The 15612-nt window shown below is 39.9% G+C and carries 9 protein-coding genes and 1 pseudogene; 7 read left to right on the top strand and 3 right to left on the bottom strand.

Annotation, left to right across the window (positions count from 1 at the left end; translation table 11 throughout):
- The first annotated feature begins 76 nt into the window (after nt 1-76).
- The 7 genes from FYJ25_RS04450 to FYJ25_RS04420 all read left to right on the top strand — a co-directional run bounded on the left by FYJ25_RS04450 (nt 77) and on the right by FYJ25_RS04420 (nt 12061).
- Nucleotides 77-2827, top strand: a complete 2751-nt coding sequence (locus tag FYJ25_RS04450) for a YodL domain-containing protein (protein WP_028086450.1) — start codon at nt 77-79, stop codon at nt 2825-2827.
- Between the two features lie 300 nt (nt 2828-3127).
- On the top strand, nt 3128-3343 hold the full coding sequence (locus FYJ25_RS04445; RefSeq protein WP_028086451.1) for a helix-turn-helix domain-containing protein: 216 nt from the start codon (nt 3128-3130) through the stop codon (nt 3341-3343).
- 24 nt (nt 3344-3367) lie between these two features.
- A complete protein-coding gene (locus FYJ25_RS04440) occupies nt 3368-5101 on the top strand; it encodes a type I restriction-modification system subunit M (protein WP_073106993.1) in 1734 nt (577 codons plus the stop codon).
- Nucleotides 5098-6375: a restriction endonuclease subunit S gene (locus FYJ25_RS04435; RefSeq protein ID WP_073106989.1), complete on the top strand. Its 1278-nt coding sequence runs from the start codon at nt 5098-5100 to the stop codon at nt 6373-6375. The genes FYJ25_RS04440 and FYJ25_RS04435 overlap by 4 nt, the downstream gene beginning before the upstream one ends.
- A 3-nt stretch (nt 6376-6378) precedes the next feature.
- Nucleotides 6379-9456: a type I restriction endonuclease subunit R gene (locus FYJ25_RS04430; RefSeq protein WP_073106987.1), complete on the top strand. Its 3078-nt coding sequence runs from the start codon at nt 6379-6381 to the stop codon at nt 9454-9456.
- Between the two features lie 12 nt (nt 9457-9468).
- Complete coding sequence (locus tag FYJ25_RS04425; protein ID WP_073106984.1) at nt 9469-10671, top strand: DUF6361 family protein; 1203 nt, start codon at nt 9469-9471, stop codon at nt 10669-10671.
- The gene (locus tag FYJ25_RS04420; protein ID WP_243145682.1) at nt 10664-12061 is read left to right on the top strand and encodes a phospholipase D family protein; all 1398 of its coding nucleotides are present in this window, start codon (nt 10664-10666) and stop codon (nt 12059-12061) included. Before FYJ25_RS04425 ends, FYJ25_RS04420 begins: the two co-directional genes overlap by 8 nt.
- A 255-nt stretch (nt 12062-12316) precedes the next feature.
- Here the strand turns inward: FYJ25_RS04420 and FYJ25_RS04415 are convergent.
- The 3 genes and pseudogenes from FYJ25_RS04415 to tet(W) form a co-directional block, all read right to left on the bottom strand.
- Nucleotides 12317-12859 (bottom strand): annotated as a pseudogene (locus tag FYJ25_RS04415) (class I SAM-dependent methyltransferase); the annotation flags it as partial.
- Nucleotides 12860-13090: 231 nt separating this feature from the next.
- Nucleotides 13091-13546 (bottom strand): XRE family transcriptional regulator, encoded by a 456-nt coding sequence (locus FYJ25_RS04410; protein WP_001071126.1) that lies wholly within the window; start codon nt 13544-13546, stop codon nt 13091-13093.
- Nucleotides 13547-13627: 81 nt separating this feature from the next.
- Nucleotides 13628-15547, bottom strand: a complete 1920-nt coding sequence (tet(W), locus tag FYJ25_RS04405; protein WP_154580645.1) for a tetracycline resistance ribosomal protection protein Tet(W) — start codon at nt 15545-15547, stop codon at nt 13628-13630.
- Between the last annotated feature and the right edge of the window lie 65 nt (nt 15548-15612).

The raw sequence follows: 15612 nt of genomic DNA, 5'->3' as shown, positions 1-15612 counted from the left end.
CAGGAAAGATGGCATAATTTGGTAGAAAGAATGTTCTGCCGGTTATGCCACTTTTGGGAATACAGGAGGAACTTATATGGCGAGAAACATGATAACAGGAATAGAAACGCAGAAAATGCAGGAATATACACAGGAACAAATAGACCGTGCAGAACACATGGGAATAGCAATTCCAGCGGACGTAAAAGAACAGATTTTTGAATATGCAAATCTGGTTGGCGAAGAAGAGAAAGTAAGGACGCTGGTAAGAAATCTGGCAGATGCAGTCAATCGGTCAGATGAAGATAGAGTAGAGGAACTTCTGGATGATGCCCAAATGGATATTCAGGACTTACCAGATCCAACCATAGGCAAGCTGGAACTTCGGGATTATGGATATACAGCAGAGGATATGGTGCCGCTTAGAAAAGCAGCAGCCCTGGATTATCACAGAATGGGTTCTAAAATCTATTGCCTGGGTAGTGATGGCAGCAAGGGAGAGTATGCAAGTAAAGAAATGATACAGGCACATGAAGGGCTGTTTGGCATGGAATCACAGATGTGGGAACGGATAAGGGATCAGGATCTGGATTATGCAGATGAAGATTTTGGAGCATTTCAGGAGCCGATGAATGTGATTGGACAGGAAGAAGCTCTGAAATTATATGATGCCGGAGCAGATATCTATCTGATTACCAATTTTTCATCACCAATCTATGTTACAGAGCGAATGGAGATTGAACGAGGTCCGGAGCATTATCAGATGTCTACAGAAGAACTGGAACGATTCCGCAATTTGGAATGGGAGATGCAGAAATATCCGCAGATTCAGTCTTTGAAAGAGGCAAATCTGCTATTAGGGACAAGACGAACATTCGGTATTTATCAAATAAGAGATGGTTTGCCAGGTGAAAACTATGCGTTTATGAATATGAGCTTCATTGAAAGTCACGGGATGCAGATTAAAAAAGAAGACTATGAACTGGTCTATGTGGGAGAATTATTTGGAAATATGTCGCTAGATGATATATTTGAACGATTCAACATCGACAGACCAGAAGACTTTCGAGGACATTCCCTGTCTGTCAGTGATATCGTAGTTCTGAATGAGGGGGGAAAGGTAACCGCTCATTTTGTAGACAGTATCAGTTTTGAACAGCTAGATTCTTTCCTGAATCTGGAAGAACAGGTTCTTAGTGAACTGGCATATGAGGTAGGAGAACGTTACTTTGCTATTCAGAGAACAGAAGGAGGATATGATTATTCCTTTTACGATGAAGATTTCCGCCTGATGGATGGTGGCGTCTATGAAAATGGTGAAATTTCTATTGAAGAAGCGGCAGAGGAACTTTTGGAAGACGAAGGATGGACTGGAGAACGCATCCGTGGGGATTATGATCAGTTGATGGAAAAGGTAGAAGAAATGGATGAGGTTGTAATGGCAGAGATTCAGAAAAGCCAGGGCGAATATAAGCCATTGGCAAAGGTAGAAGAACTGGAAGAGGCAAATTATAACATGATTGATAATGTCCTCAATAATATGCCACCGAAGAAAGAACCGTATCTGGAATACTTTGCCGCAGAATGTGATGAGTTCCATGATATGGGAGCTTATGAAAAAAGTACCGATGTTAATCAGATTGCTGCGGTTTATGAAAAATATAGGGAGAATCCTGAGAATGCCTATCGAGTATGCAGTATGGGGATTATCTATCGTGATCCGGAAGACAGTTACTATGATGATGCTGAATTTGCAATCGTAAAAGGAAATACAGTACTTGGAAATCTGATGGACGATGTTCGATTTTATGGAGAACTTGCACTGATACGGGAAGGGATTGAGAAAATTCATGATGCATTGCCGGACTATAAGTATGTACCAATGCGGGATGTTCGGGAAGCAATGTATCCAGAGAAGATGACCACAGAACAGTTGGCAGAGGCATTGGATGAGATTGCAGAAGCTTTTGATCCGTATGAGTATCGAGATAATGTGGAGACGGGAGAAAATACGGTACAAGAGGTGATGTTGGATTTGCAGAGTGGCAATACACATTCTTATATTTCTTATCTGAAGGATATTGTAGACGAAGAATGTGACCAGTCTGTGCGTGCAGGTGTATTGATTGAAAGACTGAAAGTCTATGAGCCGGAGTTTCCAAAGAATCTGGAACCAATGGTGTATGTAAACTATTGTGAAGAAAGTGCTCTCATGAATCCAAGATGTCAGAAGTTATCCGAGCTGGATGCAAAAACAGCAGAAATGGATAAAGAATGGTATGCAAAACGTGATTCGAAGACAGAGGAACCTACAAAAATCACAAAGATATATGTGACTGTATATTATGCGGAAAAAGGTGAACAGATGCTGCATCATTTCAAGAAGTCAATAGATATTGGAAATGGACATGGCGGTATTGTGAGTCAGTTGAAGTATGATAATGAAATGAAGCTTACAGATGAGTATTGGATCAATTACCAGAAAGGTAAAGGAAGTGAAGAGTTCCAAAAATATATGGAAGATCTGACAGACATGCAGAATCATGTGCTTCCGTATCTGCAGAGCTTTTGCAATCTGGAAGAAAAAGGTGTGAAAGAGAGACGAGAACAGCAGATAACGGAAAGAAATGAAGGAAGAGCAGATGAGCGGGGAACAAGTACCGAAGCGAATGCAGTGGTCAAGGATGCAGGAAAAGCAGATAGGAAACAGGTACAACAGAAGCAGGCGGTAGTTGGAAAAGATAAGAAATTATCCATTCATGAACGGCTTGAGATTAATAAGAGGATTATTCAAGAAAAGCAGGGAAAAGATAAGCCGGAGAGAGGGGCTGATCGGGGTGTGAGATAAGTATAATATTATAATTCTAATGAAGGATGTAGGGAGTCAATCCCTGCATCCTTTTTTAATGCGTAAATATGGATTGAACGTTATAATGAAAGCAGATTGGAGATGTTTTTCTTCTAACCACATCAATTAGGAAAAGAGTATCTGTAGCAGATAAATTCAAAAGGTTTGTGAATAAATTAAAAAAGATATTCAATATTTGAAAAAAGATATGTGATATTTGTAAATGCGAATTGTACAAGGAGTTTTTTGTGTGATAAAATAATTTTGATATTGATTGCACATTAAACGGAGGAAAAGAGGATGGCAATTAGTTATAATGGATTATGGAAACAGTTAATTGACCACGGAATGAAAAAAGGAGATTTGTGTGCCAAGACTGGTCTTAGCTCCAGTACAATAGCAAAGATGACAAACTGCGAGTCGGTGAAACTATCTGTTTTGGAAAAAATCTGCAAAGAGTTGGATTGTAACTTTGGAGATTTGATTGACTATGTACCAGATAACAAAGAAAAGTAAATTACCTTATGGAGGAAAATGTAAATGGCTACGAGAAGTGCAAAAATAGATCAGAAAGCAGACCTAATATGGGCAATAGCAGATAAGCTTACCGGTGTATATAAACCACATGAATATGGAGATGTTATATTACCACTTACAGTAATCAGACGTTTTGACTGTATTCTCTCAGATACGAAGGATGCGGTATTACAGAAATACGATGAAGTAAAGAATCTTCCAATGAAAGATATTTTACTTCGTAAGGCTTCAAAAAAGGATTTTTACAATACAAGTAAATATACATTTGAAAGACTTATGGATGATCCTGACCACATTGAGGAGAATTTTAGAGAGTATCTGAATAAATTTTCAGCAAATGTGCGGGATATTCTGGAAAAATTTAAGTTTGATGGACACATCACAACGATGGCAAATAAGGGGATTCTGTATATTGTTTTAAAGGAATATACAACAGACAGAGGAAATCTTCATCCGAATGAAATCTCTAACCTTGAAATGGGATATATTTTTGAAGAAATTATAAGAAGATTCTCTGAGTCTCATAATGAAGATGCAGGACAGCATTACACTCCAAGAGAAGTTATCCAACTTATGGTTAATATTCTCTTCTATGATGATAATGACATCCTTTCTGGCAATAATGTGGCAAAGACGATTTATGATCCTGCCTGTGGAACCGGAGGTATGCTTTCTGTAGCAGAGGAATATTTACATAGTCTGAATGCATCTACAGAGCTTGTATCGTTCGGTCAGGAAATCAATGACCAGACATTTGCAATCTGTAAGGCTGATATGCTGATTAAGGGTAACAATGCTGATTACATTAAGGATGGCAACACATTATCGGATGACCAGTTTGCAGGCAGTACATTTGACTATATCCTTTCAAATCCTCCGTTTGGACGTGAGTGGAAGAATGAAAAGGCAAAAGTAGAGGAAGAGGCAAAGCTTGGCTTCGGAGGAAGATTTGGAGCAGGACTTCCGGCTACAAGTGACGGACAGATGCTTTTTCTTATGACAGCAATATCAAAGATGAAAGATATTGATAAAGGTGGAAGCAGAATTGCAATCATTCATAATGGTTCCCCACTTTTTACAGGAGATGCAGGAAGCGGACCTTCTGAAATCAGAAGATATATTCTTGAAAATGATCTGCTTGAGGCAATCATTGCTTTACCGAATGATATTTTCTATAACACAGGAATTGCAACCTATATCTGGGTATTGTCAAATAAAAAGGCAGGTACAGTCAGAGAAGGAAAAGTGCAGCTGATCAATGCCAATGAGATGTTCGTGAAGAGAAGAAAGGCATTAGGAAATAAGCGAAATGATATCTCTAAGGAAGATATTGCAGAGATTACAAAGATATATGGTGATTTTAAAGAGAGTGAAATCAGCCAGATTTATGATGACGAGGATTTTGGTTATACCAAGATTACAGTAGAAAGACCGCTTCGTGATGAAGAAGGCAATCTGGTATTGAAAAAGGGAAAGAAACAGCCGGATACCAGTCTTCGTGATACAGAAAATGTTCCGTTAAAAGAGGATATCAAAGAGTACTTTGAAAGAGAAGTACTTCCATTTGCACCGGATGCATGGGTAGATGAGAAAAAGTCAAAGGTGGGATATGAGATTCCGTTTACGAGATATTTCTATAAGTATGAAGCTCCAAGACCATCAGCAGAAATTATGGCAGAGATTATGGATTTAGAGACAGAACTATCTGGAAGTCTTGAGGAGGTATTTGACCTATGAGAGAGATGAAGGATAGTGGAGTGGAATGGATTGGGAAGATACCAAAAGATTGGGAGATTGTTCCCTTAACAAAGCAATTAGATTCAATTGTCGATTATAGGGGAAAAACACCAGAAAAAACAGAAGAAGGAACTTTTTTAGTAACTGCAAAGAATATAAAAGATGGGAAAATATGCTATGAGTTATCAAAAGAATACGTTCGTGAAGCCGATTATGAGGAGATAATGCATCGAGGAATACCACAAATTGGCGATATACTATTTACTACAGAGGCTCCATTGGGGCAAGTGGCTAATGTAGATAGAACTGATATTGCCTTAGCACAACGTATTATAAAATTTAGAGCATTAAGTACTGTTAATAACTATTATTTGAAGTATTGGATGTTGAACGAGGGATTCCAGCAGTTTTTACATTCATTATCTACTGGTTCAACAGCAACTGGAATAAAATCAAGCAAGTTATTTTTACTTCCGTTGGTTAGACCAAATATAGAACAACAAAATAAAATAGTTGAATATCTGGATGCCAAGTGTTCAAAGATTGATGAAATTGTAGAAAAGCAGAAGGTGATAATTGAAAAATTAGAGGAATACAAATTATCAATTATTACGGAAGCAGTAACCAGTGGAATAAATCCAGATGTAGAGATGAAGGATAGCGGAAGTGTATGGTTTGGAAATATTCCTATAAATTGGGAAATGAAAAGATTAAAGTATGTATTCCATATTCAGAAAGATATTGCAGGAGAAGAAGGACATACTGTTTTGTCAATTACACAAAGAGGAATAATTCCTAAAGATTTTTCTAACAATGAAGGACAGTTTGCAAATAGCTATGCAAATTATCAGTTAGTCCATAAAGGTGATTTCGCAATGAATCATATGGATTTGCTGACCGGTTGGGTAGATATTTCAAAGTACGAAGGAGTTACAAGTCCTGATTATAGGGTTTTTGTATTAAATGATAAGAATGGTATGTGTCCAAAGTATTATTTGTATATGATGCAAATGTGTTATAGTGCACGAATTTTTTATGGATTAGGACAAGGTGTAAGTGGTATGGGAAGATGGAGACTACAAGCAGATAAGTTTTTGAATTTTTATATTCCTATTCCACCATATGATGAGCAGAAGAAAATAGCTGATTACATAACTGATAAGGTAAATCATATTGAAGTTGAGATTGATAAAAGAAATAAACTTATTAAGAAATATCAAGAATACAAAAAATCCCTCATTTACGAAGTTGTCACAGGCAAAAAGGAGGTGTAGCTCATGTCTGATTTTGATGTAAAAGAGAAACGATTTGAGGAAGATATCGAAGACTATCTGACTCATCATGGTGGATATACCAAAGGTGATCCAAAGAAATTTAATCGTGAATCAGGACTTGAAGAAGATACTTTTGTTGAGTTTATTAAGACAAGTCAGCCTAAGAAATGGGAAAGATATGTAAAAATTTATGCGGAGAATTCCGAGAAACAGATCATCGAACGTTTTAAAAGAGAAGTAAAGACAACGAATCTTTTGAATGTGATGCGGCATGGATTTATGGACAGAGGAATCAAGTTTTATCCGATTTTCTGGAAGCCGGAGACCTCTTTGAATGAGACTACACAGATGCAGTATGATGCGAATATCCTTCATTGTACCAGACAGCTTCATTATTCTGTACATAATGAAAACAGCATTGATATTGTTCTTTTTGCAAACGGCATTCCGGTGGTATCTATGGAATTGAAATGTCAGTTTACAGGACAGGATACAACAAATGCGATTAATCAGTATAAGTTTGATCGTGCCGGTAAGGATGCGATTTTTGCCTTTAAGGAAAGGGTATTGGTACATTTCGCTGTAGACCTTACCAATGTTTATATGACTACAAGACTTGAGGGCGCACACACTTATTTCCTGCCATTTAATCAGGGAAGTAATGGCGCCGGAAAAGTAGGTGGCAAAGGTAATCCGGTAAATCCAAATGGATATGATACAGCTTATCTTTGGGAAAGAGTACTCTGCAAAGACAGTCTGATGGAAATTTTACAGAAATATATGCACTTGCAGCAGGAGTACGATAAAAATGGAAATCTTGTGAAAGAGACTATGATTTTCCCAAGGTATCATCAGCTTGATGTTGTTACAAAGCTGTTGGAAGATGTAAAAAAGAATGGTTCAGGTAAGAGTTATCTGATCCAGCATAGTGCAGGCTCAGGAAAGTCCAATTCGATTGCATGGCTGGCACACAGACTTACCGGACTCCATGATTATGAAGACAATAAGATTTTCCAGTCAGTAATCATCGTTACTGACAGACGAGTGTTGGACAGTCAGTTACAGTCTACAGTATATCAGTTTGACCATGTGGAAGGTGTGGTTAAGAAAGTAGATAAAAATTCGGGACAGCTTAGAGATGCAATCAATGATGGTGTAGGCATTATTATTACTACATTACAGAAATTCCCGGTAATCTATAAAGAAGTGGATTCTGCAAAAAAAAGATTTGCGATTATTATTGATGAGGCACATTCTTCGCAGACCGGAGATGCAGCGAAAAAGTTAAAAAGAGCATTAGCTGATACTGAAGAAATTCTGAAAGAGTATGCCGAGATGGAAGATGAGGACGAGAGAAACCGCAAGGATGATGAGGACAAGCTATTAGACGAACTGGCAGCACAGGGGATGCATAAGAACTTATCATTCTTTGCATTTACAGCAACGCCAAAAGGAAAAACATTGCAGCTGTTTGGTCAGAAGGATGCGGAAGGAATCTACAGACCTTTCCATATTTATTCTATGAGACAGGCAATAGAGGAGCATTTCATCTTGGATGTTTTGCAGAACTATATGACCTACAAAATGTACTATAAGATTGCCAAGATTATTGAGGATAATCCGGAATTTGATACAACAGCTGGTTCAAAGGCAATTATAAATTATGAGACACTGCATCCACATAATATCTCTCAGAAGACTGCCATTATGCTGGAACATTTTATGAATGTCACAAGACATAAGATAGGTGGCAGAGCGAAGGCTATGGTTGTTACACCATCCAGACTTCATGCAGTACGATATGTGCAGGAATTTAAGAGACAGATAAAAGAAAAAGGACTGAATGACCTTGAAGTGTTAGTCGCTTTTTCCGGTGAAGTGAAAGATAACGATGATGTGTTTACCGAAGAGGGAATGAACAAGGATAAAGAAGGCAAGACAATAAAAGAAAAGGCTTTGCCGGAAACATTCCATGCAGATGATTATGGAATCCTTGTTGTTGCAGAAAAATATCAGACAGGCTTTGATGAACCACTACTTCACACCATGTTTGTGGATAAGAAATTGTCCGGTGTAAAGGCAGTACAGACTTTATCAAGACTGAATCGTACTACAAGAGGAAAAGTAGATACCTTTGTACTTGATTTTGTGAATTCAGCAGAGGATATCAAAGCATCTTTTGAGCCATTCTATGAGGAAACTGTGCTCTTGGAGGAAACAGATCCTAATGTTGTATATGATATGAAGAATACCTTGGATGATTTCAGGGTATATCAGAAATCAGAAGTGGATAAATTTGCGGATATTTTCTATCAGAATGAGAATCAATCAGCTGGTGATCTTGGAAAGCTTCAGGGACAGTTAAGACCAGCAATAGACAGATATGAAGTGCTTGAGGTTGAAAAACAGGATATATTTAAGTCTACCTTGGCAAGTTTTAACCGTGTGTATGCCTATATTACACAGGTATGCAGATTATTTGACAAGGATATTCATAGATTCAGTATTTATTCAAAATTCTTATACACAATGCTTCCTAAGGGACATGGTGGAGAGAAGATAAATATTGATGACAAAGTTCTTCTTGAATACTATAAGCTGGAAAAAGACTTTGAAGGTCCGATAGAGCTTGAAAGCACAGAAGGCGGATATACACCTATCTCCGGTGATTCCGGTCATAGAGAGCCTAAGAAAGACCCGTTGACAGTAATCATTGATAAGATAAACGAAAAGTATGGCACTCATTTTACAGAGATGGATAAAGTTCTTGTTCAGATGGAAAATGATTATGCCAATCAGGAGAAATGGCAGAGCTACGCAAAGAACAATGACAGGGCAACATTTATGCTGTTATTTGAAAAGGATTTTCCGAATATGGCAGCAGACAGATATGAGCAGAATGACCAGTTTTTCAGAAAACTGTTTGATGATCCTGATATGATGAGGCAGGTAATGGAGACTGTAGGTTCTGTATTGTATGAGAGATTGAAGAAGAAATATATCTTTGATCCAAAGTCGGGAGTAATTGAAGAGGCGACACCGGAGACTTATGTGGAAGATACATATTTGACGAAGAAATAAGGAAGTGAAAACATGCAGTTAGGATGGATAGATTTTTCAAAAGAAGACCGGCAGAAGGCATTCGATGTGATTAACCTTCTGAGTGAACAGGGAGCAGTCGATGAACTTGGAATCGGCGTTATTCGTGATGCTTTTGCCAATTATTTCTTTCCGGGGACATCTACCATCCAGACTAGAGCAAAGTACTTCCTTATTGTTCCATATATGTTAAGGGAGGCTGTTGATGGCAGGTATGGAAAGGATGCAAATAGAGTTTTAAGAGCTATAGATTCTGCTGAAAAAGATTGTGGCATCAGATTGTTAGAAGCAGATCCCAAGGCAGAAGGTGTTATTGGAAGTCGTGTATTGCCAAAGGGCTGGGTGGCAAGAAAACCATCAGATATCTACTGGAATGGAATTCGTACCTTTGGAATATTCTGTGATTATGGTCTGTCTATACCGGAGTATGTTTCATTGGCGGTAAAGCTAAAAGAACAGAAGTCTGTCAGCCGGTTGGGAAACAGGAATGATGATGCAGAGGAAAATGATAAGGATGATTCGGATGCAGGAGACATCGGCAATATTAGATTCTGGAATCTTCCGATTTATCATGATGATTGGAGAGACAACCTTACAATAGAGCTGACGCAGGAGGAAGCATTCTATCTGGATAAGCAGATTCAGAAGTCAACGAAAGGGTCTCTTTTGGAATATGTATTGAAAAATCGTATTGATTTGAATGAATATGATGATTTTGCTTCTTTAACGGCTGAACTATCGGAAAAAGTAGGTGAAAAGCTGGCATATATGATGAAGCTTGCCTGCGATTTTAATAATCTGGTGTATATGGCGAGAGTAAGATACAATGTCATGCTTTCAGAAGACGAGAATACATACGCAAATGATGAATGGAGCAGGTTGCTTCCGGATATAAGGCATAATGCGACAGTAGATCTGGATGCAGTGTTTGGAGAATTCCAGTTGATCAATCCAAGGGCAAAGAGCTTTCTATGTGGGATACAAGCAGCATTTATTACATTAGATATTGATATGGCTGATGAACTGATTCGCAAGAGGGAACGGAGCCTGAAAGGAGCAGCCAGAGCGAAGTTAAGCAGAACAAAGGAATTTGATCATTCAAAATGGGTAGGCGGTGGAATGCTCGATTACAGATTCTCGAATGCCAGAAGAATTGTGAATGACATCTATGCCGGGGAGGTGAGTGCTGATGTTTAGACCGGATTCAAACCGAGATAGAACGGATTACAGCGGTATTTTGATGCCTCCGGACGGATATAGATTGGACAGAGCAGTAGGCACTACATATTCACTTGACCTGGAAGCACTCACAGCTGTGGCGATATGTCTTGGATTATCTGAAGAAACAGATAGTAAGCTTATGCAAAATCCAATTGGTATGCTGAATGCATTGCAGAAGGTATCAGATAAAATCGTGCTGTTTTGTGAAGCAGGACAGATTAAAGTGCCAACAAAACCGACTGCACTATCTATTTTATTAGAGAAAATGGTAGTAGAGGTCGCACTGCCAAAAGATAGACAGCTTGGTCGATATCCGTCATTTCATCCGAAAACATGGGTATTAGCATATGTAAACGCTGATGGAGATAAAAAATATCGTTTTGTGGTAATGAGCAGAAATCTGACTTTTGACAGGAGCTGGGATATCAGCTTTGCAATGGATAGCAGTAAAAATGTCAGACAGAAGAAAAAGACTCAGCCTATCTGTGATTTTCTGGATTATCTTGTAATGAATGTGCATAATACCAGCAATAATGCCGGAAAGAAAAGAAACCTGATTCGTGGATTATGTGCAGACATTAAGGATGTATCCTTTTCACTTGATAGTAAAATATTTGGAGAGGATTTTGAAGTGCTTCCACTTGGTATTGGAAAAAATGCTTACCGGATGCAGGAGGATATCCTATTCTGCAAGGAAAGAGGAAATGCCAATTCGACATTTAATGAGCTTGTAGTGATGTCTCCGTTTTTATCAGAAAGTGTGATTGCAGATTTTAACCTGACAGACAGGGCATTGTCGGACTGTAAGAGAACACTTGTTACGAGACGTTCTGAGCTTGGAAAACTCAAAGCATCAGATGTAGATAATTTTACCATCTATGCATTAAAGGATGAGATTATAGATGGTGAGGAAGAAATTTCAGATGAACTCGCAGATAAAAAGAAACAGGATATTCATGCAAAAATCTATCTGAGAAGGAAATATTCAGATGTTGACCTGTATCTTGGTTCCATGAATGCTTCCTATTCTGCAATTAATAAAAATGTTGAAATGATGCTGTGGCTTGGTACAAAGAATATGTATCTGAATGGGGATAAATTCTTAGAGGATATATTCTGTGGACCGGTAGGAGATGCAAAGAATCCATTTGAGCAGGTTACAGTAGCGGATGCTGTTTTGGAAACAGAAAGTGACAATAGAAATCTGCTGGAGCAGAAAATTAAGGACTTGTGCCGAGTGAAAAGGCAGGCTGTAATTTCAGAAGATAATGAGAATGCTGGAAAGTACAAGATAGAGGTTGAGTTCAGTGGTATTGAATCAGGGAGTCAGCAGGACAGAGCGTATATCTGTCATGGATTCCGGTGATTATACGGATGACAGCAGCGTGAAGCATCATTTGCAGATAGATGAAAATGACATAAACTCCTATATACAGATGTCACGATTGTTGTCAAAAACGGATTCAAATCATTCTTTACCGGTAGATTATGCAAAGAGCTGTCCGTATCTTATGTCCTTTATGAAGAAATATAAGATTAAAGAGCAGATTGAAAAATATTATATAAAACATCCAGATGAATTTGGAAGTGAAAGAGAACAATGTCTCTTGTGGCTGAATCGCAATAAAATCAATAAATATGATGAACTGCCGAAAACCAATGCAAGGCTTTCCTGCAACAGTTCATAAACAGCCATAAGAAGTGGTTCAATGTCCGTAATATCCATAATTGCCATATTAGAAACTGCTTTCGTAAAGGCTCGATTTCTTTTTAATTCTAATATACTTTTTCTATCGGTCGCATCCGCCACACAAAATTCAATTTGTTTTGCATATTGTGATTGCCGTCTTTTAGCCAATTCTATCATTTTTTTGCTGTAATCAAAAGCGACAACCGAAGCACCTCTTTGTGCAAGATACGAAGAATAATTTCCATTGCCACACGCAATATCCAAAATGTAATCCGCAGGATTAGGAGATAGAAGTTCCGTTACTTTGGGGCGCACTACCTCTCTGTGAAATTCATTAGATTCGTCACCCATTGCATTATCCCAAAATTGTGCGTTCTCCTCCCAGATTTTTTTACTTTCCTCTGTTCCCATGTTCTCTCCCACTCCCAAAATTTGCTTTTTTGCTTCCATTAAATCTTCCTTACTATATTCCATTGTTACCCTCCATAACTTCTGATTGTTGTCGTCTTGACTATTATGTATCTTTTCTTTCCAAAATGGTATAGGCTTTTATTTTTGTAATGCTGCAAAACTTTTCTTCTGTAAGGTATTCAAAGGATATTTCCCTTTGCCGCCGCTTGCATTAAGCCGCCGCTATTGGAAAGCCAAAAGCAGCGGCTTTTTTTACTCGGTATTACCGAAAAGTATAGAAAGCAGGATATGTCATCATTTGTCATTTCTTCTCAATGTAATAACTGCATGGCATATCAAGCCAAATACAAGAGAAAAACAGCCACCGCCAAATAGTGATGCTCCCCACCCTGCACCTGACATTGTCATAAAACCGCCAACAAAGAAAATACCAATGCCAAGAAATATACCAACACCATAAAAAAGTCCAATTGCCATATCGTACTTATTAAATTGTCGTTTCTCCTTTTTTTCATATGTTTCCATCTTTGTTATTACCTCCTTCGCAAAATCGTCCATGTTGACTCCAAAAAGAAAGCAAATTTTTTTCAACATATTTAAATCGGGTTCATTAACATCTCTCTCCCAATTCGATAGTGCCTGCCGGGTAACATTCAATTCCCCGGCTAGTTCTTCCTGTGTCATTCCCAATTGTGTTCGCAGATGACGTATTTGCTTTCCTGTTGTAATATTCGTCTGTTCCTGGTTCAAAATAGTTTCTCCTCTCTGATACTGATTTTATCAATGATATTTCGCAATAGCCAGCAATGAACGCTTGCATTGCGCAAGACGTTACATTATCTTCTGAAACATATAGCGCACCTTGTCCAGGCGGCTGTTTGGACGGCGGGGCTGGATGACTGGCTTGCCGACAGCGGCCTGATACCCTTTCAGTTCTGTAAGGCATACGCTCTGCCCGTTGGTGTAAAAGGCCAGATCAGTACGGTATGCCTGTATACAGCGGGCGGGAATCTCGCCAGTAAAGACAACTTCATCCTTTTTTACCTGGACCGTTTCGATGGTGGCACAGTATTTCGGTGCATCATGATAAGCCCTGGAAAGATATTCCCGGGGCGCATAGAGGGTGAAGGAGAGATAAGGTTCCAGCAGTTGCGTCCCTGATTCCTTCAATGCCTGTTCCAATACAATCGGGGCCAATGAGCGGAAGTCCGCCGGCGTGCTGACCGGACTGTAATAAAGCCCGTATTCAAAGCAAATCTTACAGTCCGTTACGTTCCAGCCGAACAAGCCCTGCTCCAGCCCGTAACGGATACCATCCCTGACAGCGTTTTGAAAACTCTGGTTCAAGTATCCCAGCGAAACCCGGCTCTCGTATTGTACACCGGAGCCAAGCGGGAGTGGTGTAACAGACAGTCCGATGGATGCCCAAAACGGGTTGGGCGGCACCTCGATATGGATGGTGTGGCTGGCTGCTTTGAGCGGCCGCTCCATATAAATGACGGTGGGTTCCTTTACCACTGTTTCAAGCTTGTATTTTTCCGACAGCAAAGCGGAAACAACCTCCAACTGCACCCGGCCCAAAAAAGAAAGAATGATCTCATGGGTGATGGAATCCACCTCGCAGCGCAAAAGCGGGTCAGTATCCGCAAGTTGCGTAAGAGCGTCCAGCAGCCGTTCTCTTTGCGCTGCCGTTTTCGGCGCAATCGACGTCCGCAGCATGGGGAGGGGGTCCTCACGCCACCTTTTACGAGGGAGCCGGGTTGGGTCCCCTAATACATCGTTTAACCTCACGCTGTCGCTGGGAAGGATAACAATTTCACCCGGATAAGCGGTGTCTGTCCGAACAATTTCCCCTTTGGATGGAATACGCATCTCTGTGATTTTCAGCTTTTCTCTCCCGGCCAGGGCCACCGTATCCCGCAGGCGCAGCGTTCCGCTGTATAGCCGTAGATAGACACGCCGCTGGCCGCAATCTGTATACTCCACCTTGAAAACGCTGCCGCATAGGGCGGCGCTCCCCTGTTCCCCAATCGGTTGGAACAGCCCTGTCACCGCATCCATCAACGGTTGAATGCCAAGGCCCTTTTTGGCGCTGCCATAATAGACCGGGAACAGGGAGGCGTCTTGAACCCGCCGCTGTTCCTCCCGCACAAGTTTTTCCCGGCTGATTGGTTCTCCTGCGATATACTTTTCCAATAATTTATCGTTATTTTCGATGACCGCATCCCATGCTTCTATGTCGGTATTTTCCTCCAGGACTATTTCCGGGGACAGCGACACCGTCTGCTTGATGATAATATCGGCGGAGAGCTTATCCCGAACAGACTGAACCACGCTCTGCAAATCAACGCCAGCCTGGTCGATCTTGTTGATAAAGATAACGGTGGGAATGTTCATTTTCCGCAGGGCATGGAACAGAATACGGGTCTGGGCCTGCACGCCATCTTTAGCGGAGATCACCAAGATGGCCCCATCTAAAACAGCCAAAGAGCGGTACACCTCCGCCAAAAAATCCATGTGGCCGGGCGTATCCACAATGTTGACTTTTACATCCTCCCACTGAAAAGATGTCACTGCTGTCTGGATAGTGATTCCCCTTTGACGCTCCAAATTCATTGTATCTGTCCTTGTTGTGCCTTCATCTACGCTCCCTAGTTCTGCAATTGCACCACTGGTATACAATAAACTTTCCGTTAATGTTGTCTTTCCTGCGTCAACGTGAGCCAGAATGCCTAAGTTAATTATTTTCATGTGATTTTCCTCCTATCAACACCCAAAAAAGGGCATAAAAATACCCAGTGATAAATACTCCTATC

The organism is Anaerobutyricum soehngenii, from assembly GCF_009697165.1.
In the GTDB taxonomy this organism is placed as follows: Bacteria; Bacillota; Clostridia; order Lachnospirales; family Lachnospiraceae; genus Anaerobutyricum; species Anaerobutyricum soehngenii.
This window is presented reverse-complemented; position numbering and strand designations above follow the sequence as displayed.